Source organism: Microbacterium hibisci, from assembly GCF_015278255.1.
GTDB classification, from domain to species: Bacteria; Actinomycetota; Actinomycetes; order Actinomycetales; family Microbacteriaceae; genus Microbacterium; species Microbacterium hibisci.
Window position 1 is genome coordinate 69,155 of record NZ_JADIJC010000009.1, and the last position, 20,962, is coordinate 90,116.

General features: G+C 70.6%; 19 protein-coding genes and 1 tRNA gene. 6 read left to right on the forward strand and 14 right to left on the reverse strand.

Annotated features, from left to right (window positions below):
* Positions 1–44: 44 nt before the first annotated feature.
* The 7 genes from tmk to IM770_RS15345 form a co-directional block, all read right to left on the reverse strand.
* The gene (gene tmk, locus IM770_RS15315; RefSeq protein ID WP_203582024.1) at positions 45–704 is read right to left on the reverse strand and encodes a dTMP kinase; all 660 of its coding nucleotides are present in this window, start codon (positions 702–704) and stop codon (positions 45–47) included.
* Complete coding sequence (topA, locus tag IM770_RS15320) at positions 701–3,424, reverse strand: type I DNA topoisomerase (protein WP_203582025.1); 2,724 nt, start codon at positions 3,422–3,424, stop codon at positions 701–703. Before topA ends, tmk begins: the two co-directional genes overlap by 4 nt.
* 66 nt (positions 3,425–3,490) lie before the next feature.
* Positions 3,491–3,808 (reverse strand): Rv3654c family TadE-like protein, encoded by a 318-nt coding sequence (locus tag IM770_RS15325; RefSeq protein WP_203582026.1) that lies wholly within the window; start codon positions 3,806–3,808, stop codon positions 3,491–3,493.
* A 37-nt stretch (positions 3,809–3,845) separates the two neighbouring features.
* The gene (locus tag IM770_RS15330; RefSeq protein WP_203582027.1) at positions 3,846–4,178 is read right to left on the reverse strand and encodes a TadE family type IV pilus minor pilin; all 333 of its coding nucleotides are present in this window, start codon (positions 4,176–4,178) and stop codon (positions 3,846–3,848) included.
* On the reverse strand, positions 4,178–4,420 hold the full coding sequence (locus IM770_RS15335) for a DUF4244 domain-containing protein (RefSeq protein WP_203582028.1): 243 nt from the start codon (positions 4,418–4,420) through the stop codon (positions 4,178–4,180). The genes IM770_RS15330 and IM770_RS15335 overlap by 1 nt, the downstream gene beginning before the upstream one ends.
* Positions 4,421–4,638: 218 nt before the next feature.
* On the reverse strand, positions 4,639–5,580 hold the full coding sequence (locus IM770_RS15340; RefSeq protein ID WP_307785481.1) for a type II secretion system F family protein: 942 nt from the start codon (positions 5,578–5,580) through the stop codon (positions 4,639–4,641).
* Positions 5,577–6,938 (reverse strand): TadA family conjugal transfer-associated ATPase, encoded by a 1,362-nt coding sequence (locus tag IM770_RS15345; RefSeq protein WP_372430687.1) that lies wholly within the window; start codon positions 6,936–6,938, stop codon positions 5,577–5,579. The genes IM770_RS15340 and IM770_RS15345 overlap by 4 nt, the downstream gene beginning before the upstream one ends.
* A 420-nt stretch (positions 6,939–7,358) precedes the next feature.
* On the opposite strand from IM770_RS15345, the gene acs reads away from it, so the two are divergent.
* A complete protein-coding gene (gene acs, locus IM770_RS15350) occupies positions 7,359–9,353 on the forward strand; it encodes an acetate--CoA ligase (RefSeq protein ID WP_203582031.1) in 1,995 nt (664 codons plus the stop codon).
* Positions 9,354–9,524: 171 nt separating this feature from the next.
* Here the strand turns inward: acs and IM770_RS15355 are convergent, their stop codons facing one another.
* Both IM770_RS15355 and sp36 read right to left on the reverse strand, forming a co-directional pair.
* Positions 9,525–9,992, reverse strand: coding sequence for a RidA family protein (locus IM770_RS15355; RefSeq protein ID WP_203582032.1), 468 nt, complete (start codon positions 9,990–9,992; stop codon positions 9,525–9,527).
* Positions 9,993–9,994: 2 nt separating this feature from the next.
* On the reverse strand, positions 9,995–10,210 hold the full coding sequence (sp36, locus tag IM770_RS15360) for a Sp36 family protein (RefSeq protein WP_109210113.1): 216 nt from the start codon (positions 10,208–10,210) through the stop codon (positions 9,995–9,997).
* 109 nt (positions 10,211–10,319) lie between these two features.
* Here sp36 and IM770_RS15365 point away from each other — a divergent pair, with 109 nt between their 5' ends.
* The 4 genes from IM770_RS15365 to IM770_RS15380 all read left to right on the forward strand — a co-directional run bounded on the left by IM770_RS15365 (position 10,320) and on the right by IM770_RS15380 (position 15,027).
* The gene (locus tag IM770_RS15365) at positions 10,320–13,145 is read left to right on the forward strand and encodes a transglycosylase domain-containing protein (protein WP_203582033.1); all 2,826 of its coding nucleotides are present in this window, start codon (positions 10,320–10,322) and stop codon (positions 13,143–13,145) included.
* On the forward strand, positions 13,145–14,095 hold the full coding sequence (locus tag IM770_RS15370; protein ID WP_203582034.1) for a metallophosphoesterase: 951 nt from the start codon (positions 13,145–13,147) through the stop codon (positions 14,093–14,095). Before IM770_RS15365 ends, IM770_RS15370 begins: the two co-directional genes overlap by 1 nt.
* 29 nt (positions 14,096–14,124) lie before the next feature.
* Positions 14,125–14,201 (forward strand) — tRNA-Pro (locus IM770_RS15375).
* Between the two features lie 52 nt (positions 14,202–14,253).
* A complete protein-coding gene (locus tag IM770_RS15380; RefSeq protein ID WP_203582035.1) occupies positions 14,254–15,027 on the forward strand; it encodes an HAD-IIB family hydrolase in 774 nt (257 codons plus the stop codon).
* A 61-nt stretch (positions 15,028–15,088) separates the two neighbouring features.
* Here IM770_RS15380 and IM770_RS15385 read toward each other — a convergent pair whose 3' ends face one another.
* Both IM770_RS15385 and IM770_RS15390 read right to left on the reverse strand, forming a co-directional pair.
* The gene (locus tag IM770_RS15385) at positions 15,089–16,474 is read right to left on the reverse strand and encodes an alpha-hydroxy acid oxidase (protein WP_203582036.1); all 1,386 of its coding nucleotides are present in this window, start codon (positions 16,472–16,474) and stop codon (positions 15,089–15,091) included.
* Between the two features lie 18 nt (positions 16,475–16,492).
* Positions 16,493–17,275 (reverse strand): FadR/GntR family transcriptional regulator, encoded by a 783-nt coding sequence (locus tag IM770_RS15390; RefSeq protein ID WP_307785482.1) that lies wholly within the window; start codon positions 17,273–17,275, stop codon positions 16,493–16,495.
* A gap of 140 nt (positions 17,276–17,415) precedes the next feature.
* Between IM770_RS15390 and IM770_RS15395 the strand changes: the two genes are divergently transcribed.
* The gene (locus tag IM770_RS15395; RefSeq protein ID WP_203582037.1) at positions 17,416–18,246 is read left to right on the forward strand and encodes a DUF1295 domain-containing protein; all 831 of its coding nucleotides are present in this window, start codon (positions 17,416–17,418) and stop codon (positions 18,244–18,246) included.
* 18 nt (positions 18,247–18,264) lie between these two features.
* Here the strand turns inward: IM770_RS15395 and IM770_RS15400 are convergent, their stop codons facing one another.
* The 3 genes from IM770_RS15400 to IM770_RS15410 all read right to left on the reverse strand — a co-directional run bounded on the left by IM770_RS15400 (position 18,265) and on the right by IM770_RS15410 (position 20,923).
* Positions 18,265–18,912, reverse strand: a complete 648-nt coding sequence (locus IM770_RS15400; RefSeq protein ID WP_203582038.1) for a thymidine kinase — start codon at positions 18,910–18,912, stop codon at positions 18,265–18,267.
* A gap of 61 nt (positions 18,913–18,973) precedes the next feature.
* The gene (locus IM770_RS15405) at positions 18,974–19,411 is read right to left on the reverse strand and encodes a pyrimidine dimer DNA glycosylase/endonuclease V (RefSeq protein WP_203582039.1); all 438 of its coding nucleotides are present in this window, start codon (positions 19,409–19,411) and stop codon (positions 18,974–18,976) included.
* Positions 19,412–19,420: 9 nt separating this feature from the next.
* Complete coding sequence (locus IM770_RS15410) at positions 19,421–20,923, reverse strand: malate:quinone oxidoreductase (protein ID WP_275403190.1); 1,503 nt, start codon at positions 20,921–20,923, stop codon at positions 19,421–19,423.
* Between the last annotated feature and the right edge of the window lie 39 nt (positions 20,924–20,962).

A 20,962-nucleotide genomic window follows, 5' to 3' on the forward strand; every position in this document is an offset into this window, starting at 1 on the left:
CGGGCGCCGGGCGCCGCGGCCACGGGGCGTCGGGATGCCGGATGTCAGACCAGCAGCGCGGCGAGGCGCTCGCGCACTGCCGCCGCCAGCTCCTCCGCCGGGAGCGAAGCGTCGAGCACGAGGAACCGGCCGGGCTCCGCGGCGGCGAGCGCGAGGAACTCCTCCCGCACGCGGGCGTGGAAGTGCTCCTTCTCGGCCTCGAGCCGGTCGAAGGGCTTGTCGTCGGCGTCCAGCCGGGCACGCGCGACCGACGGATCGAGGTCGAGGAGCACCGTCACGTCGGGCAGCAGGCCGCCGGTCGCCCACAGCGAGAGCTCGCGCACCTCGTCGCGCCCGAGGACGCGACCTGCGCCCTGATACGCGACGGAGGAGTCGAGGTAGCGGTCCTGGATCACGACCTCGCCGCGCGCGAGCGCCGGCCGCACGAGCGTCTCGACGTGATGCGCGCGGTCGGCCGCATACAGCAGCGCCTCGGCGCGCGGCGCGACCTCGCCCCGATGGTGCAGCACGATGTCGCGGATGAGCACGCCGACCTCGGTGCCGCCCGGCTCGCGCGTGCGCACGACGGTGCGTCCGGCATCCGTCAGCCACCGCTCGAGCAGCGCGGCCTGCGTCGTCTTGCCGACGCCGTCGCCGCCTTCGAATGTGACGAACAGCCCTTCGACCGGATCAGGGACCGGTGCGGTGTCGCTGCCGACCGTCACTTCTTCGCCGCGGGCTTGCGCGTGGTGGTGCGGCGGGCAGGACGCTTGGCCGGGCCCTTGGCCCGCTTGTCGGCCAGCAGCTGCACCGCGCGCTCGAACGTGACCTCCATCGCGTCCTCGCCGCGCGGGATCGTCGCGTTCGTCTCGCCGTCGGTGACGTACGGGCCGAAGCGGCCGTCCTTCAGCTTGATCGGCTTGCCGCTGGTCGGGTCGGCGTCGAACTCCTTGAGCGCCGAGCTCGCGCCGCGTGCGCCGTACTTCGGCTGCGCGTACACGGCGAGCGCCTCCTCGAGCGTGATGTCGAAGATCTGCTGCTCGCTCTGCAGCGTGCGCGAGTCGGTGCCCTTCCTGAGGTACGGTCCATAGCGCCCGTTCTGTGCGGTGATCGGGGCTTCCGTCTCGGGGTCGATGCCCACGGTGCGCGGCAGGTCGAGCAGCTTCAGCGCGGTGTCGAGGTCGATCGTGTCGACCGACATCGACTTGAAGAGCGACGCGGTGCGGGGCTTGGGCGCCGCCTCCTTCTTGGCGCCGCGCTTCTTCGGAGCGGGCGCTTCGACGGGCTCCGCGACCGGGAGCACCTCGCCGGTCTCCTCGTCGACCTCTTCGGCCGCGGGCGGGTCGGTCTCCTGCACGTAGGGCCCGAAGCGGCCGTCCTTCACGACCACGAGCTTGCCGTTGGCCGGGTTCTCGCCGAGGACGCGGTCGCCCGCGACCGGCGCATCGATGAGCTCCTGCGCCTTGGCCGGGGTCAGCTCGTCGGGCGCGAGATCCTCGGGGATGTTGACGCGGCGGGGCTCGGCCTCCGGGTTCGCCGTATCGGGCACCTCGAGATACGGGCCGTACTTGCCGAACCGCAGCGTCGCGACATCGCCGATCGGCGTGGAGTTCAGGGCACGCGCGTCGATCTCGCCGAGGTTGTCGACGATGTTGCGGAGCCCGACGTGATCGGTCGATCCGAAGTAGAACTCCCGCAGCCAGTCCTGGCGCTTCTGCTCACCGCGGGCGATGGCGTCGAGGTCGTCCTCGAGCGCCGCGGTGAAGTCGTAGTCGACGAGGTCTGCGAAGTGCTGCTCCAGCAGCCGGACGACACTGAAGGCGAGCCAGCTCGGGATGAGCGCCTGACCTCGCTTGGTGACGTAGCCGCGGTTGAGGATGACGTCGATGATGCTCGCGAACGTCGAGGGGCGGCCGATGCCCTTCTCCTCGAGCGCCTTGACGAGGCTGGCCTCGGTGTAGCGCGGCTTGGGGCTGGTGGCGTGCCCCTTGGGCTCGACGTCGCGCAGTCGCAGCACGTCGCCCACGGCCATGGCCGGCAGCGCCTGGTCGTCGGTCTTGTCGGCGTCGCCGCGCTTCTCGTCGCGGCCCTCCTCGTAGGCCTCGAGGAATCCCTTGAACGTGTAGACGGTCCCGGATGCCGCGAACTCGGCGCGGCGGCTCCCCGCCGCGACCTCGAGCGTGACGGTGGTGGTCTCGTACTTCGCGTCGGACATCTGGCTGGCCATCGTGCGCTTCCAGATGAGGTCGTACAGGCGCAGCTCGTCGCGGTCGAGCTGACCCGACACCTCGGACGGCGTGCGGAAAGTCTCACCCGACGGGCGGATGGCCTCGTGCGCCTCCTGCGCGTTCTTGCTGTTGTTGCGGTACGAGCGCGGGTTGGGCGGAACCGCCTTGTCGCCGTACAGCGCCACCGCCTGCTCGCGCGCGGCCTGCACGGCCTGCGTCGACAGCGCGGTCGAGTCGGTGCGCATATAGGTGATGTACCCCTTCTCGTAGAGACGCTGTGCGACGCCCATAGCGTGCTTGGCGCTCATCGAGAGCTTGCGCCCGGCCTCCTGCTGGAGGGTCGAGGTGGTGAAGGGAGGCTTGGGGCTGCGGGTGCCCGGCTTGGATTCGAGAGCGGTGACGGATGCCTCGGCCGCCGCCTCGATCGCGGCAGCGAGTTCGCGCACCTCGGCCTCGTCGAGGACGAGCACCGCCTTCTTCAGCTGACCGCGGTCGTCGAAGTCGGTGCCGCGGGCGAGGCCCGCGCCGTCGACCCGGGCAAGACGCGTGGAGAAGGACTCGTCGAGCCCCTGCGGCCGGTTCGGCGCGGCGAGCGCCTCGATGTCCCAGTAGGACGCGGAGACGAACGCCATGCGCTCGCGCTCCCGGTCGACCACCAGCCGGGTCGCCGCCGACTGGACGCGGCCGGCGGATGTGCCCTGCTGGACCTTGAACCAGAGCACCGGGCTGACGTCCCACCCGTACAGACGGTCGAGGATGCGCCGGGTCTCCTGTGCGTCGACCAGGGCGAGATCGAGCTCGCGCGTGTTGCCGACGGCCGCCTGGATCGCGTCCTTGGTGATCTCGTGGAACACCATGCGCTTGACGGGGACCTTCGGCTTGAGGGTCTGCAGCAGGTGCCACGCGATGGCTTCGCCCTCGCGGTCTTCATCGGTGGCGAGCAGGAGCTCGTCCGCCCCCTTCAGCGCGCGCTTGAGCTCGGCGACGGTCTTCTTGCCGCGCTCGCTCTCGACGTAATACGGGTCGAAGCCGTTGTCGATGTCGATCGAGTACTTCCCGTACGCCTGCTTCTTGTCTGCCGGGATGTCGCGCTTGTCCGCGAGGTCGCGGATGTGGCCGACTGAGCTGAGCACCTCGTAGCCGTCGCCGAGATACCCCTGGATCGACCTCATCTTCGTCGGTGACTCGACGATGACGAGCTTCTTGCCTTCTGCCAACGGGGGCGTCCTTTCTTCGACGCAAACCATACACGCCGCTGATCGGTGCGGGCGCTGTGAGCCGGATCACGGGGGCGGTCCGGCACGGGCCGAAGCCCGGGCGTGGAGCGGTCCGAACCGCGTGGAGACCGTCACCGTCGCGATGAGTTCGTCGAGATCGCACGTCTCGATCTCGACGCCGTGGGCGGTGGCGATCTCGTCCGCCCGATCGCACGGGACGCCGGGAACCGCCCCGGAGGCGGCGTCCGCGGCGGCGAGCGCGCCGGCGTCGGCGGCCGCCGCGAGACGCTGGCCGGCGACCGCCGCGGCGCCGACCGCGGCGAGACCGCCCGCGAGCACGACGCACGCCGCCACAGCCCCCACCGCCACCACCGTGCCGGCCATCAGCCCACCCGCCGCCGGGCGGCCGACGCGCCGCCGTTCACAGCCCGCCCGCCAGCGCGCATCCCGACGCCGTCACGGTGAAGCCGAGCAGCACGGGCGCCGACGCGGTGACGCACACGAGGTCGCCGCGCGGCTGGATGTCGACGGTGGCCTGCGCCACGGCGCCGGCGACAGTGCCCCGCACCCGCTCGTGGGACTCGCCCCGCGCGCTCAGACGGGCCGCGTCGGCGACGGCGTCCTGCAGCCGCACCTGCCGCCCGGCCGCGGCGAGCGCGCCGACGCCGAGCACCAGTACCAGAGCGATCGCGGGGAATGCGACCGCGAACTCGGCGACGACCGACCCGCGGTCGTCGCCCAGCCGCGGCCGCATCACGCGACCGTGAGCGCGCGCCGGACGAGCTCGGTCAGGATGCCCCGCACCTCATCGGACCTCATGATCACGACGAGAAGGCCCGCGAACGCCACCGCCGCCATCGTCGCGATCGCGTACTCGGCGGTGGCGGCACCGGTGTCATCGGAGCCGGCGGGATCCTCGCCGCGCGGGGCGAACAGGCGCTCCGCGCGACGCCGAGTGAGGCGCGGGATCGTGGTCGGGTTCGGGGTGTGGGACATGATGTCTCCGTTCGATCGATCGAGTGGTGTGGGCACGGTCTGGGGGCGATGCGCACGGCGGTGCGATCGCGCGGGGTGCAGCCGGTCGGACAGCGGCGGAGCGACGCCGCTCGCGGATCGCCGGCGCCGGTCGGGCGACGCTGAGGTACGGCGCGACACGCATGGGTGCCGTGCGACGCGACGCGGGCGGGGCGGCCCCTCGCGAACCCGGCGGCCGATCACAGCGACACCGACATCGTCGACATGACGCTGAGCAGCATCGGTCCCACGCCGAGGACGAGGAAGGCGGGCAGCGTGCACACGCCCAGCGGCAGGAGCAGCCGCGACGAGAGCCTCGCCGCCCGCAGCCGTCCCTCGATGCGCGCTCGGTGACGCGCATGCGCCGCCGAGGCGCGCAGCAGCTCGACAGCCGGAAGGCCGGCCGTCCGCGAGAGCGCGAGCACCTCTTCGACGTCGTCGACCGCGGGTTCGACCGGTCCATCGCCGTCGCCCCCGGCACCCGCGGCGCGCAGCGTGGCCGCGGCCCGCACGACCGCTCGCGCGCGGTCGATCGACACGCCGCCGCTGAGCGCGATGGCCACGAGCTCGGCGTCGAGCCCCGGCATCCTGTCCCCCGCCTCCGCGCCGCGCACCAGGCGTGAGGTCCAGCGGCGCGAGAGCGCGATGAGCACCGCCCCCGCGACGAGGCAGGCGATCCCGAGGGGCTGGGTGAACAGCGTGCCGAACGTGTCGAACCCCAGTGCGGCGCCCAGGCCGACCGCGAGGAGCGGGAGCCAGCCCATGAGCCGTGCCGTCGCGGCGGGCTCGGCCAGCGCGACGCGGACGTCATCCGCCGCCTCCTGCGCGTCGCGCAGAGCGGCGGCGAGCCCGCGGAGGGATTCCGCGAGCGGCGCGCCGACCACCACGGCGACCTGGCACGCCACTCCCACCTCGCGCCAGGCCCAGGTCCCCGCCGTGGCGATCGCCTCGGCCAGCGGCATCCCGTCGCTCATCGACGACACGACGCGGGCGGCGGCCGGATCCCCCGCACGCGCCAGGTGCTCCCACGCGCGGGCGGGCGCGACGCCGGCCTGCAGCAGCACGGCGAGGCGGAGAACCGCTTCGGCGGCATCCGCTTCCCGGTGCGTGCCAGTGACGCGACGCCGAGTCCGGGCCGTCACGCGGCCTCCCATCGCTCCTCCTCGATGGAGAGCCGGCCCGCACCGTCGACGACCGGGCGACCCAGACCCGCGACGCGGCGCGCCCCGTCCGCGCCGCGCTGGACATGGACCACGACGCCGATCGCGCTCGCGGCCTGACGGGCGAGCGCCCGATCGTCCAGTCCGGCGAGGGCGCCCAGCGCCTCGAGGCGTGCGGGCACGTCGTGGAGACTGTTCGCGTGCAGGGTGCCGGCCCCGCCGTCGTGGCCCGTGTTCAGCGCACCCAGCAGCTCGCGCACCTCTTCACCTCGGCACTCGCCCACCACGAGCCGATCCGGGCGCATGCGCAGCGCTTCGCGCACGAGCCGCGCGAGATCGATGCCGCCCGCGCCCTCGATGTTGGGCTGCCGGGCTTCGAGGCGCACGTGGTGCGGATGAGAGATGCGCAGCTCGGCGACGTCTTCGATCGTGACGATGCGCTCTTCGGCCCGGGCCTCGCCGAGCAGCGCGGCGAGCAGGGTCGTCTTGCCGGCGCCGGCGGCTCCGGTCACCAGCAGGTTCTCGCGGCGAGCGATCGCCGCATCGAGGCGGCCCCGCACGCGGTCGTCGAACATGCCCGCGCGCTGGAGGTCGGCCAGCGTCGCCTCCCCGAAGCGGGGTACACGGATCGAGAGAACGGTCCCCTCGGGAGAGATCGGGGGCAGCACCGCGTGCACACGGATGCCGCCCTCCACGCGCACGTCGACGCACGGCGACGCGTCGTCGATGTGCCGCCCGCCGAGCCCGATCAGTGCGACGGCGAGGTCGCGCACCTCTTCTTCTGTCGCTCGCCACTCCCGGGCCGCGACCGCCCCCGCCCCGCGGTCGACGAACAGCCCTGCCGCGCCGTTGACGAAGAGGTCGGTGACCTGGGGATCGTCCAGGTACATGGCGAACGGCTCCAGCGCCGCATGTCGCTGCGCCGGCGCCGCCGCGCGCTCCCCGCCCCGGCGGCTCGTCGGCGCCGACCCGCGGGGGGCGTCCCCGGCCGAGCGGCCGGGCACGACGCGAAGCGCGCCCTCGAGGTCTTCCCCACCCTCAGTGCGCTGCGGAACCCACGCCCGCGCCGCTGCCACCGGCCGTTCCGACTCCGTGGAGCCGATCCGCCGAGCACACTCCCCCGTCGGGACGGTCGCCAGCGCCGTCGGGCCGACCGCCCGAGCCGGCGGGACAGTCGCCAGCGCCGTGGGTCCGACCGCCGGAGCCGCCGGGACACCCGCCCGCACGCTCGGGCCAGCAGCGCGGGCCGCTCCCCCGCTGGTCGCGGCATCCCTCCCGCTCACACCGCCGGGTCGTTCGCCCGCCCACGCGCGGGGGCTGACGACGAACGGTACGGACATGCTTCGACGCTAGGAGCGTGCGTTGCGCCGGCAACGGCGCCGGAGAGCATCCGTGGAAGACCGCGCTCACTCGCTCGATGTGGAGGAGCCGAGGGCAGAGCCAGCGTCGGGATCGCTCCCAAGAATTGAAGGCGGCATCCCATGGGGGGAATGGGATGCCGCCGTGCGCGGACCCGAATTCGGGGGGTGACGTCGGGTGCCGCAATGCCAGAATCGATGTTCGGCCACCGGTCAGCATATGCGAGGCAGGGATCCTGACAAAACGAAAAGGAGAGGATTCTCACTGATATATCGGTCGAGTCCAAAATTCCGGCACACCCACTATCGGGGGTAGTCCGCTCCGGAAGCCCTGGGTACATTTCCTGGCAGACTCGCCGACACTCTTCGGCCTCCACCTCAGCCCGCAAAGGAGCGCGCTCGATGAGCGAACAGACCCCTGTCACTCAGCCCGCAAGCAGCCAGATCGATCACCTGCTGAACGAGGACCGGCGCTTCGCGCCCGCGCCCGAGTTCGCGGACAACGCGATCGCGAACGCGGCGCTCTACGAGCAGGCCGCGACCGACCGGCTCGGGTTCTGGGCCGACCAGGCGCGCGCCCTGCACTGGCACAAGCCCTTCACGGAGGTGCTGGACTGGTCGAACCCGCCGTTCGCCCAGTGGTACGCCGACGGCGAGCTGAACGTCGCCTACAACTGCCTCGATCGCCACGTCGAGGCCGGCAACGGCGATCGCGTGGCACTGCTGTGGGAGGGCGAGCCGGGCGACGAGCGCCGCGTCACCTACGCCGAGCTCACCGACGAGGTCAAACGCGTCGCGAACGTGCTGCAGGGCCTCGGCATCGGGCAGGGCGACCGCGTCGCCATCTACCTGCCCATGATCCCCGAGGCCGTGGCCGCGATGCTCGCCGTGGCGCGCATCGGAGCGATCCACTCCGTCGTCTTCGGCGGCTTCTCGGCCGACAGCCTGCGCGCCCGCATCGACGACGCCGGCGCGAAGCTCGTCATCACGGCGGACGGCGGCTACCGCAAGGGCAAGGTCTCGCCGCTCAAGCCGGCCGTCGACCTCGCCCTCGCCGACCGGGGCAACGGCGCCCAGGAGACCGTGGAGCACGTGCTCGTCGTCAAGCGCGGCGAGAACGAGGTGGACTGGACCGACGGCCGCGATCTCTGGTGGCATGACGCCGTGCCCGCGGCGTCGGCCGAGCACGAGGCGCAGCCTTTCCCGGCCGAGAACCCGCTGTTCATCCTCTACACCTCGGGCACCACCGGCAAGCCCAAGGGCATCCTCCACACGTCCGGCGGCTATCTCACGCAGGCGGCGTTCACCAACAAGGTGGTGCACGACATCCACCCCGAGACCGACGTCTACTGGTGCACCGCCGACATCGGCTGGGTGACGGGTCACAGCTATGTCACGTACGGCCCGCTGGCCAACGGTGCGACGCAGGTGCTCTACGAAGGCACTCCCGACACCCCCCACCCGGGCCGCTGGTGGGAGATCGTGCAGAAGTACGGCGTCACGATCCTCTACACGGCGCCGACGGCGATCCGCTCGTTCATGAAGCTCGGCCGCGCCATCCCGAAGCAGTTCGACCTCTCGTCGCTGCGCCTGCTCGGATCGGTGGGCGAGCCCATCAACCCCGAGGCGTGGATGTGGTACCGCAAGATCATCGGCGGCAAGACGGCACCGATCGTCGACACCTGGTGGCAGACCGAGACCGGCGCGATGATGATCTCGGCACTGCCGGGCGTCACCGAGACCAAGCCGGGCTCGGCGCAGGTGCCTCTGCCGGGCATCTCGATCGACGTGGTCGACGAGGACGGCACGCACGTCGGCAACGGCAACGGCGGACTCCTCGTGATCACCGAGCCCTGGCCGTCGATGCTCCGCGGCATCTGGGGCGACCCCGAGCGCTTCGTCGAGACGTACTGGGAGAAGTTCCAGAAGCAGGGCTACTACTTCGCGGGGGACGGCGCGCGCCTCGACGACGACGGCGATGTGTGGCTGCTCGGCCGCGTCGACGACGTGATGAACGTCTCGGGACACCGCCTGTCGACCACCGAGATCGAGTCCGCGCTCGTGGGCAACGAGGCGGTCGCCGAGGCGGCGGTCGTCGGAGCCTCGGACGAGACCACCGGTCAGGCGGTCGTCGCGTTCGTCATCATCAAGCAGTCCTACCTCGACGAGAACCCCGTGGAGGGCCTCGGCGACACGCTGCGCCGGTGGGTCGGCGATCAGATCGGCCCCATCGCGCGCCCGCGCGACGTCTACATCGTGGGCGAGCTGCCGAAGACCCGCTCCGGCAAGATCATGCGCCGCCTGCTGCGCGATGTCGCCGAGGGCCGCGAGGTCGGCGACACGACGACCCTCGCCGACACCGCGGTCATGTCGGTGATCTCGGCGCAGGTCAAGTAGCGAACGACAGAGCGGATGCCGCAGCCCGGAGCTGCGGCATCCGCTCCGGCATTCCACCCGGTCGTTGAGCGGAGGGCTCCAGCGCCTGCAGACGAAACGCCCCGGACTGTTCGGACAGTCCGGGGCGCTTCGTCTCGCTCGTTCCTCGCTCGCGCAACGAGCGGGCACACCTCAGGCGTACGTGAAGACGACCTCGACCTCGACGGGGGCGTCCAACGGCAGCACCGGGACGCCGACGGCCGAGCGGGCGTGCTTGCCCGCGTCGCCGAAGACCTCGCCGAGCAGCTCGCTCGCGCCGTTGATCACACCCGGCTGGCCGGTGAACTCGGGGACGGATGCCACGAACCCCGTCACCTTGAGCACGCCGGTGAGGCGGTCGACGCCGCCGACGGCGGCCGCGGCCGCGGCGATGGCGTTGAGAGCGCTCTGCCGCGCGTAGCCCTGGGCGTCGGTCGCGGGGACGAGTCCGTGCCCTTCCCCCACCTTGCCGGTCGCCGGCAGCGCACCCTGGACCATCGGCAGCTGTCCCGCCGTGTAGACCAGGTCGCCGTGGGCCTTGGCCGGGACGTAGGCCGCCACGGGCGGGACGACGTCGGGCAGGAGGATGCCGAGCTCGGCGAGGCGGTCGCTCACGGCCATGCTCAGGCCTCCTCGAACTGCTTGGCGGCCTGAGCCGCGGCACCCAGCCCCGCGTTCTGCTCGCCGCCGCCGGCGGGCCGCTTGAAATAGGCGACCAGACCGCCCTCGGGGCCGGGCACCACCTGGACGAGCTCCCACCCCTGCTTGCCCCAGTTGTTGAGGATCGCGGCGGTGTTGTGGATCAGAAGGGGCGTGGTGAGGTACTCCCACGTCGTCATCGCGACTCCTCGAGTAGGCGGAAGGGGACGGCTGGTGAAGGCTGGGAAACACCTTGGCGGGCGCACGTCGGTGGGGGATCGCCCAGGTAGTTCCCCTACGATCAAGCCTATGCCTGATACCAAACGCACGGCCACCGGTGTGCTCGGCGGTCTCGCCGGGCTCGTCGGGCTCAGCGCCGCAGCCGGTGTCCTCATCGCCGCGACCGTCACCCCCGCCGTCGCGATCACGAGCACCGCGGCAGAGCGCGCGATCACGATGTTCGACAATCTGCCGAGCTCGCTCGAGATCGACAAGCTCATGCTTCCGAGCAACTTCTACTACACGAACCCCGACACGGGTGAGTCCGTCCTGCTGACAAAGTTCCTGGAGCAGGACCGCACCACGGTCAACTACGACCAGATCAACCCGGCCATGTACGACGCGCTCCTCTCGAGTGAGGATCCGCGCTACTACCAGCACGGCGGCATCGACCTCATCGGCACGACCCGTGCGCTGCTCTCCAACGCCGGCGGCGCAGCCGAGACGCAGGGTGGTTCGTCGGTCAGCCAGCAGTACGTCAAGAACGTGCTGATCCAGAAGTGCGAGCAGGACGCCAAGACGATCTATGTGCTCGACGGCGAGGGCAAGCAGGTCCTCAACGAAGACGGCACGCCGAAGACCGAGATCACCCGCGACGAGGCTCTCCGCAAGTGCTGGGAAGAGGCGACCACGGCCGAAGGCTCCGACGGTTACGCCCGCAAGCTGCAGGAGATGCGCTACGCCATCGCGCTCGAGCAGAAGTACTCCAAGAACGACATCCTGCTCGGCTACATGAACATCGCCAACTGGGGCGGCGTCACGTATGGCATCGAGTCCGCATCTCGTCAGTACTTCGGCACGACGGCCGCCAACCTCACCGTCGCGCAGGCCGCGACCCTCGCCGGCATGGTGCAGAACCCGAACAACTACCGCATCGACAAGCCCGAGGGGTCGATCGTCGGCGCGGACGGCGCGAAGTTCAACAAGCAGGCGGACGGCGTCATCGACGAGGGCGCGAACCTTGTGGCGCTCGACAAGCTCGTCGAGTCCGGTGACATCACCGAAGAGCAGAAGTTCGCCGCAGCGGACGGCTACACCTCGACGAAGGTGCGCCAGTTGTACGTGCTGAGCCGCATGCTCGAGGACGGCAAGATCACTCGTGAGCAGTACGTCGAGGCCGCGGTGTGGCCGATCACCCCGAACGTCGTCCGCGCCCAGACGGGGTGCGTCAACGCCGCCGGCGCCGAGTACTTCTGCCAGTACGTCAAGTACGTGATCCTGAACGACCCCGCGTTCGGCGAGACCGCGGACGACCGCCGGAAGACGCTCGAGCGCGGCGGCCTGAACGTGTACACCACTCTCGACCCGCGCATCCAGGGTTCGGCCCAGCAGGCGATGGCGGAGAACGCGCCGACGAGCGCCACCAACATGCCGACTTCTCCGGACTACAACCCGGGTCGCTTCGGATCGACCACCGTGAGCGTCGAGGCGACCACAGGCCGCGTTCTCGCGATGGCACAGAACACCATGTTCAGCGAGGATGCTGCGCACGCCGACGACTGGAATTACTCTGCCCAGGTCTACGCCGGCGATCAGACGTTCGGCAACTCGCGAGGATTCAACGCCGGTTCGACGTTCAAGCTCTTCACGCTGATCGATTGGCTCGAGAAGGGGCATTCGGTCAACGAGACGCTGAACGGCTCCACTCGGGTGTTCAAGCGAATGAAGACGTGCCAAAGCGACTGGGTCAATACGACCAACACGGTGGTCAACAACTTCAACAAGCAGCGCGGATACGTCGGCACACCGATGCAATTCACCCGCGACTCGCTCAACACCGGCTACTTCGCCATGGCAGAGAAGCTGAATCTCTGCGACATCGGAAATGTCGCGACCAAGATGGGAGTCATCGACGCCTACGCGAACGAGCCGGCGAACTTGAACACCCTCACCTCGGTCATCGGCATCACGTCGGTGTCTCCCCTTGCGATGGCCGAGGCGTATGCGACGGTCGCCAACAACGGCGTCTACTGCCAGCCCCAGGTGATCGACCGCGTGACCGACGCCGAAGGCAATGAGCTCGCCAAGCCGGCGCGCGCGTGCACGCAGGTGATCGAGCCCAGGGTCGCCGCCACGGCGGCGTATGCGCTGCAGGGCGTCATGAACGGCGGCACGGGCGCGGCCGGAAGTCCGCGCGACGGTGTTCCGCTCATCGGCAAGACGGGCACGCACGAGTCGATCCAGTCGTGGCTCGTCACCTCGAGCACGAAGGTCGCCACCGCGACCTGGGCCGGCAACGTCGACGGCGGCGGCGACATCTTCAAGACCTGGCACAACGGCAACAAGCTCTCCGACATCCGGTACCGCATCACGAGGGCAGTGCAGGGCACGGCCAATGATGCGTACGGCGGCGACCGGTTCGCTCGGGAGGACTCCGAGCTGACGAAGCAGGTGCTCACGGATCTGCCGAGCGTGGTCGGCAAGTCGATCGACGAGGCGACGGCCATCCTGACCGAGGCTGGCTTCACCGTCGAGGTGGGGGCACCGGTCGACTCCGACCAGCCCGAGGGCGTCGTCGCCGCGCAGAACCCCGGCGCCGGCAAGGTGGCGGGCGGCAGCACCGTGACGATCAGTCCCAGCAACGGCCAGGGCGTCACCGTGCCCGATGTCTCGGGCCGCTCGCTCGACGACGCCAAGCGGGCCCTGCGCAGCGCCGGCTTCGGGAACGTGAGCGACGGCTCCTGCACCGCCGACGCGAGCGCCGGCGCGCAGCCGAAGGCGACCGCGACCAACCCGGGCGCCGGCAGCGTCGTCAATCGCAACACCGCGATCAGCGTCAACTACAGCGCCGCCGACTGCGGCGGCGGCGGCGGTGGTGGCGGCGGCGGTGGCCGCGGCGGCGGTGGTAACGGCTAGTGCCTTCCGCTCCGACTCGTACCGCCCTCACCGCGCTCGGCGCGGTGGGGGCGGTCGGCGTGGGCGCCGCGGTCTGGGGCGTCGGCGTCGAGCGCTACCTGTTCACCGTCCGCTTCCATGAGGTCCCGGTGCTCCCTGAGGGTGCCGCAGCGGTCCGCGTCCTGCATCTGTCCGACGCGCACATGGCGCCGTGGCAGCACCGCAAGCAGCGGTGGATCGCCGCACTCGCGGAGGAGCTGCAGCCCGACCTCGTCGTGAACACCGGCGACAACATGGGTCACGCCCAGGGTCTGCGCGGTCTGCGCGCGGCATTCGACCCGCTCCGCGGCATCCCCGGCGTCTTCGTCCACGGGTCGAACGATCATTCCTCCCCTGCTCCGCGCAACCCGCTGCGGTACTTCACGGGTCCCTCGAAGGTGAAGCACACGGCTGAGCCGCTCGACACCGAGGCGCTCGACGGCTACCTCACCGACGAGCTCGGCTGGCTCGACCTCAACAACAGGACGGGATCGCTGGATGCCGCGGGCCTGCGCATCGCCGCCTTCGGCGTCAGCGACGCCCACCGCAACTGGGACGATCTCGACGTGCTCCCGGGCCTGCTGTCGACGCTCCGCGCGGAACAGAGCTTCGACCTCGCGATCGGCGTGACCCACGCCCCGTACCGCCGCGTGCTCGACGACTTCGTCGACCTCGGCGCCGACGCGATCTTCGCGGGTCACACGCACGGCGGCCAGGTGCGTCTGCCGGGGTTCGGAGCGCTCGTCGCCAACTGCGACATCCCGCTGCGGCAGGCGCGCGGCCTGAGCACCTGGGAGCACGACGGCCGCGCGGTGCCGCTCAACGTGAGCGCCGGCCTCGGCCACTCCATCTACGCCCCGGTGCGGTTCGCGTGCCGTCCGGAGGCGTCGCTGCTCACGCTCGTTCCCCGGCGTGGTCAGCAGCACCCCTGACGATCGGTTAGACTCGGAGGGTTGCAAAACGGGGTGTGGCGCAGCTTGGTAGCGCGCTTCGTTCGGGACGAAGAGGCCGCAGGTTCAAATCCTGTCACCCCGACCACAGAGAGGCTCCGCCGGAAGGCGGAGCCTCTCGCATGAAGGGAGCGCACCTGATGACCGACCCGGCACCTCGTCTCGTCGCCTTCGATCTGGACGACACGCTCGCCCCATCGAAGAGCCGCATCGACCCCCGCATCGGCGAGCTGCTCGTATCCCTCGCGGAGCGCGTCGAGGTGGCGATCATCTCGGGGGGACAGCTCGCGCAGTTCACGAGCCAGGTCGTCGATCAGCTCCCGGATGCCTCAGCTGAGGCTCGCGCCCGCATGCATCTGCTGCCGACGTGCGGCACCCAGTACTACCGGCTGACCGACGACGAGGTCGTGACGGTCTACCAGCGATCGCTCACCGACGATCAGAAGTCCCGCGCGCTCGCGGCCGTCGAGGGCGAGGCACGGCGCCTCGGGCTCTGGGAATCCGAGACCTGGGGCGACATCCTCGAAGACCGCGGCTCGCAGATCACCTTCTCCGCGCTCGGCCAGCAGGCTCCCGTCCCGGCCAAGATGGCCTGGGACCCCACCGGCGAGAAGAAGAACACCCTCCGCGCGGCCGTGCAGGCGCTGCTGCCCGATCTCGAGGTGCGCTCGGGCGGGTCCACCTCGGTCGACATCACCGAGCAGGGCATCGACAAGGCCTACGGCATGCGCCAGCTGGCCGAGCAGACCGGCATCGCCCTCGACGACATGCTCTTCCTCGGAGACCGCCTCGACCCCGACGGCAACGACTACCCGGTCCTCGCGATGGGCGTGCGCTGCCACGCGGTCGGCGGCTGGGAAGACACGGTCACGTACCTGGAGCAGCTGATCCCCACGCTTCCGGTCCGCGTCTGACGCAGCCGACATGCCGAAGGGTGGCTCCCCGTGGGGAGCCACCCTTCCGCGTCTCGTCGGTTCAGGCCTTGGTCGCCGACCCGGTGGTCTTGGCGGCCGAGGGCTTCGCGGGGCGGGATGCCGCGGCATCCGTCTTCGGGGCGCTCGTCGCCGTCGTCCGCGGCGCACGGGCGCGCGGGGCCGACGTGGCCGGGGCTTCGGCCGCAGGCGCCGACACCCCGACGGGCACGAGACGCTGCAGCTGCGTGACGTGGCGAGGTTCGAGCTCGGCGATGGACGAGACGCCCAGGAGCTTCATGGTGCGCTCGATCTCGCTGCGCAGGATCGCGATGGTCCGGTCGACGCCCTGGCGCCCGCCCGCCATCAGGCCGTACAGGTAGGCGCGCCCGATCAGCGTGAACTTCGCACCTAGCGCGATCGACGCCACGATGTCGGCGCCGTTCATGATCCCGGTGTCGACCATGACGGTCGCGTCCTTGCCGACCTCGCGGACGACCTCGGGCAGCAGGCGGAACGGGATGGGCGCGCGGTCGAGCTGACGGCCGCCGTGGTTCGACAGGATGATGCCGTCCACCCCGGCGTCGATGAGACGCTTCGAGTCCGCGACGTTCTGCACGCCCTTGACGACGATCTTGCCGGGCCAGATGTCGCGGATGATCGCGAGGTCGTCGTAGCTGATCGTCGGGTCCATCGCGGCATTGAGCAGCTCGCCGACGGTGCCTCCGGTGGTCGAGAGCGAGGCGAACTCGAGCTTGGGCGTGGTGAGGAAGTCGTACCACCACCACGGACGCGGGATCGCGTTGATGATCGTGCCGAGGGTCAGCTGCGGCGGGATCGAGAAGCCGTTGCGCTTGTCGCGCAGACGAGCGCCCGCGACCGGGGTGTCGACCGTGAACTGCAGGGTGTCGAAGCCGGCCTCGGCGGCACGGCGTGCGAGGTTGTACGAGATCTCGCGGTCGCGCATGACGTACAGCTGGAACCAGTTGCGCCCGTTCGGGTTGGCCGCCTTGACGCCCTCGATGGACGTCGTGCCGAGCGTCGAGAGCGTGAACGGGATGCCGGCGGCACCGGCCGCGCCGGCACCGGCGATCTCACCCTCGGTCTGCATGAGCCGCGTGAAGCCGGTGGGCGCGATGCCGAAGGGCAGAGCGGACGGGCCGCCGAGGATCTCGGTGGACATGTCGACGTTCTCGGCCGGACGCAGCACATCGGGGTGGAACTCGACGTCTTCGAACGCCTGGCGGGCGCGCGCGAGCGACAGCTCGCCCTCGGCGGCGCCGTCGGTGTAGTCGAAGGCGGCCTTGGGCGTACGGCGCTTGGCGATCGTGCGCAGGTCGTAGATCGTGAGCGCGGCGTCGAGGCGGCGCTTGCGGGCGTCGAGCTCGGGCTTCTTGAACTGCATGAGCTCGAGGAGCTCGGCGGGCCTGGGGAACTGGCGGGTGACCATGAATCTCTCTCCGATGGGTCAGGTCTGCGGCGGGGCTGAGGCGACGGCGGCGGCAGGGGTGCGAGCGAGGCCCGCTGCCGCGTAGTAGCCGACGATGTGGTCATGGACGAGGCGGCGTGCGCCGGCGGCGTCGCCGGCGTCGACCGCGTCGAGGATGGCGTGGTGCTCGCGGCGCAGGCGGGCGGCCGCGGCATCCCACTCGGCGATACCGGCCGCTCCCGCTTGCACGTACGACTCGATCGCCGTGCGCAGGCCCGCCATCATCGCCCCGATGACGACGTTGCCCGACGCCTCGGCCAGCGCCAGGTGCAGCTGCGCGTCGAGGGCAAGGAACTCCGGGGGCGTGAGGTCGTCCACGTCCATGGCGTCGAGCACCGCACGCGCGCGGTCGGTCGAGCGGTCGGGATCGGCCGCCACGGCGTCGACGACGGCGGTCTCGAGCACCAGGCGCGTCGCGACCACGTCGTCGAGGGGGAAACCCTGCGCGGCCACCTGCAGGCGCAGCAGCGCCGACATGCCGCCCTCGGGCGTCGCGATGATGATGGCGCCCGACGTCGGCCCCGAGCCCGTGCCGGTGCGGATGAGCCCCATCACCTCGAGCACCCGGAGCGCCTCCCGGACGCTCGATCGGCCGACGCCCAGCGTGCTCGCGAGCTCACGCTCGGGCGCCAGCCGGTCGCCGGGCTTGAGGGTGCCGTCGAGGAGGTCGGTCTCGATCTTCTCGAGCACGACCCGCCACGCGCGCGCGGGCGCCACCGCGGGCGCAGGCGCAGGCGCAGGCGATTCGGGGATACCGGCCACGGATCTCCTCGTCGATGTCGGATCCGGCGCCCTCCCCTTCGAAGGGCACGGTGTGGTCAGACCACGATAGCCTGTGGTCGGACCACAGGCAACCCGCGGGACCGCGGATGCCGCGCGGCCCCGGGCGCTAACCTGACCCCATGGATCCCCTCGCCCTCGTCCTGATCGTGGCCGGCGTGTCCGCCGCATTCTGCTGGATCACCTCCCTCATCACCCACGAGACGTCGTGGATCGACCGGCTCTGGTCGATCGTCCCCGTGATCTACGTGTGGGTGTTCACCGTCTCGGCGCTGCTCTCCGGCGCCGACGCCACCCGCCTTGTGGTGATGGCGGTGCTCGTCACGGCGTGGGGCGTCCGGCTGACCTTCAACTTCGCCCGCAAGGGCGGCTACACCGGCATGGAGGACTACCGCTGGGCGATCCTCCGCGGCCGCATGACGACGTGGCAGTTCCAGCTCTTCAACCTGCTGTTCATCGTGGGCTTCCAGAGCGCGCTGCTGGTGCTCATCGCCCTGCCCGCCTACATCGCCTGGCAGCATCCGGCGCCTTTCACGGGATGGGATGCCGTGTTCTCGGTGCTCTTCGCCGCGTTCCTCGTGGGCGAGACCGCGGCCGACGAGCAGCAGTGGCGATTCCACCAGGCGAAGAAGGCAGCCGGCGGCACGCTCGCGCCCGGCTTCCTCACCACCGGCCTCTTCGCCTATAGCCGCCACCCCAACTTCTTCTTCGAGCAGGCGCAGTGGTGGGCGTTCTACGCGCTCGGAGCGGTAGCGCTCGTCGCGGACGGCGGCAGCTGGCTGAACTGGACGATCGCGGGGCCGGCGCTGCTGACCGTGCTGTTCATCGGCTCGACGGTCTTCACCGAGTCCATCTCGGCGGCGAAGTACCCCGCCTACCGGGAGTACCAGCGGACGACCTCGATGCTCGTGCCGCTCCCCCGCCGACGCGGACGGGCGCCCGAGCCGGCGTGACCCGAGGTGGCGCGGCCGCTACTCGAGGCGGCCGCCGGACGCGCGCAGGTAGTCCTCCGCGCACAGCGATTCATACGTGACGCGCGCGGTCGAGAGCTCGTCGATGGCGACCTGGTCGCCGTCGAAGACGAACCGGCCGCCCACCAGGCGCGCGTTGAACAGCGCCTTGCGACCGCACCGGCAGATGGTCTTGAGCTCTTCGAGGCTGTGTGCCAGTTCGAGCAGGCGCGCTGAGCCGGGGAACGCCTGGGTCTGGAAATCGGTGCGGATGCCGTAGGCCAGCACCGGCACGCCGTCCATCACGACGATCCGCAGGAGGTCGTCCACCTGGCGGCGGGTGAGGAACTGCGCCTCGTCGATGAGAAGGCACGCGACGTCGACCTCGTGCTCCTCGGACTCCGGCACGAGCGTGGCCGCGGCATCCGCCTTCACTCGGGCGCGATGCTCCGCGAACAGCGCGCGGAGGTCGTCGTCGGGGCCGATGAGGAAGTCGACCGTCCGCTTCACGCCGAGGCGGCTGTCGATCTGGTCGGCGCCCTTGGTGTCGATCGCGGGTTTCGCCAGCAGCACGTGCTGGCCGCGCTCCTCGTAGTTGTACGCGGCCTGCAGGAGCGACGTCGACTTGCCGGAGTTCATCGCCCCGTAGCGGAAGTAGAGCTTGGCCACGGATCGAGCGTAGTCGGTGGCCGGCGCCCGCCTGATCGCCGTGGCATCGGCCCGGCGAACCCTAGGCGCCGAGCGTGCCGCGCTCCCACGACTCGACGTCGCCGGGCGTCTCGAAGAAGCTCGGCGCGGGCGGTGCGATCCCGGGGAGGCGCGGGAGCCACGCCGCATCACGCTCGCTCACCTTCGCGCGCAGGTGCGCGAGCTCGAACGCGAGCTGACCCGTCGTGACGGGAATGCCGGGGTTCGCGGCATCCGTTCGCAGCACGCGCGACTCGTCGAACGCGTAACCGCGGCGCGACGCCTCCGCACGCAGGGCCATGAGGAAGTGGCCGATCGCATCCAGCGGGTCGGCGGTCGCGCGGAAGCGCACCAGCTGCGGGTGGTTCGTGTACCCGCGGGTGCCGCCCGCGAGCACGCGCTGGGCGAGCAGCCCCTCACGCCAGGAAGCGATCAGCGCCATCCTGTCGAGGACCGACGGATGCACCGACCACAGCCGCATGGGCGCGCGTCAGGCGGTGAGTGCGAGGGCCTCGGCCGTCTCGTCGAGCGTCTCGCGCGCGACCTCGGGACGGGCGTTGAGCGTGTCGCCGTAGCTCGGGATCAGCTCGCGCAGGCGGGGCTCCCAGGCGTCGATGCGGTCGGGGAAGCAGGTCTTCAGCAGCCCCAGCATGATCGACACGGCGGTGGAGGCTCCCGGGGACGCCCCGAGAAGACCCGCGATCGTGCCGTCGGCGCCGGTGACGACCTCGGTGCCGAATTGGAGGATGCCGCCCTTCTCGGGGTCCTTCTTCATGACCTGCGCGCGCTGACCGGCCTGGATGATCTCCCAGTCCTCGTCCTTCGCGGTGGGCATGAACACGCGAAGGCTGTCGACCTTCTTCTTGTGGTTCTTCAGCAGCTCGCCGACGAGGTAGGAGATGAGGCTGGGGTTATCCCATGCGACCTTCAACATGGGACCGAGGTTGCCGGGACGCACCTGGCCGACGATGTCGAACCACGAGCCGGTCTTGAGGAACTTCGGGCTGAACGTCGCGAACGGGCCGAACAGCAGCGACGCCTCGCCGTCCACGACACGGGTGTCGAGGTGCGGCACCGACATGGGCGGCGCGCCGACGGAGGCCTGCGAGTACACCTTGGCCTTGTGCTGCGCCACGACCGCGGGGTTCGAGGTCTTCAGGAACTGGCCGCCGATCGGGAACACCCCGTAGCCCGAGATCTCGGGGATGCCCGAGCGCTGCAGCAGCTTGAGCGCCCAGCCGCCCGCGCCGACGAAGACGAACTTCGCCCGGATCTCGCCCGGCGTGCGGCCCACGGTGCGACGGTACTTCACGCGCCAGGTGCCGTCGGGCAGGCGCTTGAGGCTGCGCACCTCGGTGTTGGTGCGGACGTCGGCGCCGTTCTCGGCGAGGCGGTCGACCAGCTGGCGGGTGAGGGCGCCGAAGTCGACGTCGGTGCCGGCCGGCACGCGCGTGGCGGCGAACGGCTCGCCCTTGCGGCGCTTCTGCATGAGCAGCGGCGCCCAGGTGTTGATGACGCGGGAGTCCTCGCTGTACTCGATGCCCGCGAAGAGCGGCTCATCCTTCAGCGCCTCGTAGCGCTTCTTGAGGTAGGCGACGTCCTTCTCGCCGCGCACGAACGTCATGTGGGGCGTCGAGTTGATGAACGTCGACGGCGCGTCGAGGACGCCGGCCTCGACGAGCGACGACCACAGCTGGCGGCTCTGCTGGAACTGCTCGTTGATCGAGATGGCCTTCGCCGGATCCAGCGGGCCGCCGTCCTTGCTGTCGGGCATGTAGTTCAGCTCGCAGAGCGCGGCGTGGCCCGTGCCCGCGTTGTTCCACGGGTTCGAGCTCTCCAGCGCGACGTCGCTCAGCCGCTCGAACAGCGCGATGTCGAGATCGGGCTGCAGCTGCTGGAGCAGGGTGCCGAGCGTCGCGCTCATGATGCCGCCGCCGATCAGCAGGACGTCGACGGTTCCCGTGGGGAGATCGCTGTCGTCAGGGCTGGGCAGGGCGTCGGAGGGCTTCTCGGTCACCAGACGATTCTAGTT

Excerpts from the sequence above, each read along its gene's own strand:
- IM770_RS15395 (WP_203582037.1), top strand. The coding sequence starts at position 17,416 with ATGGATCCCCTCGCCCTCGTCCTGATCGTGGCCGGCGTGTCCGCCGCA.
- IM770_RS15345 (WP_372430687.1), bottom strand. The coding sequence starts at position 6,938 with ATGTCCGTACCGTTCGTCGTCAGCCCCCGCGCGTGGGCGGGCGAACGA.
- IM770_RS15365 (WP_203582033.1), top strand. The coding sequence starts at position 10,320 with ATGCCTGATACCAAACGCACGGCCACCGGTGTGCTCGGCGGTCTCGCC.
- sp36 (WP_109210113.1), bottom strand. The coding sequence starts at position 10,210 with ATGACGACGTGGGAGTACCTCACCACGCCCCTTCTGATCCACAACACC.
- IM770_RS15405 (WP_203582039.1), bottom strand. The coding sequence starts at position 19,411 with ATGCGGCTGTGGTCGGTGCATCCGTCGGTCCTCGACAGGATGGCGCTG.
- acs (WP_203582031.1), top strand. The coding sequence starts at position 7,359 with ATGAGCGAACAGACCCCTGTCACTCAGCCCGCAAGCAGCCAGATCGAT.
- IM770_RS15385 (WP_203582036.1), bottom strand. The coding sequence starts at position 16,474 with ATGGTCACCCGCCAGTTCCCCAGGCCCGCCGAGCTCCTCGAGCTCATG.
- IM770_RS15335 (WP_203582028.1), bottom strand. The coding sequence starts at position 4,420 with ATGTCCCACACCCCGAACCCGACCACGATCCCGCGCCTCACTCGGCGT.
- IM770_RS15325 (WP_203582026.1), bottom strand. The coding sequence starts at position 3,808 with ATGGCCGGCACGGTGGTGGCGGTGGGGGCTGTGGCGGCGTGCGTCGTG.
- IM770_RS15355 (WP_203582032.1), bottom strand. The coding sequence starts at position 9,992 with ATGGCCGTGAGCGACCGCCTCGCCGAGCTCGGCATCCTCCTGCCCGAC.
- IM770_RS15330 (WP_203582027.1), bottom strand. The coding sequence starts at position 4,178 with ATGCGGCCGCGGCTGGGCGACGACCGCGGGTCGGTCGTCGCCGAGTTC.
- IM770_RS15380 (WP_203582035.1), top strand. The coding sequence starts at position 14,254 with ATGACCGACCCGGCACCTCGTCTCGTCGCCTTCGATCTGGACGACACG.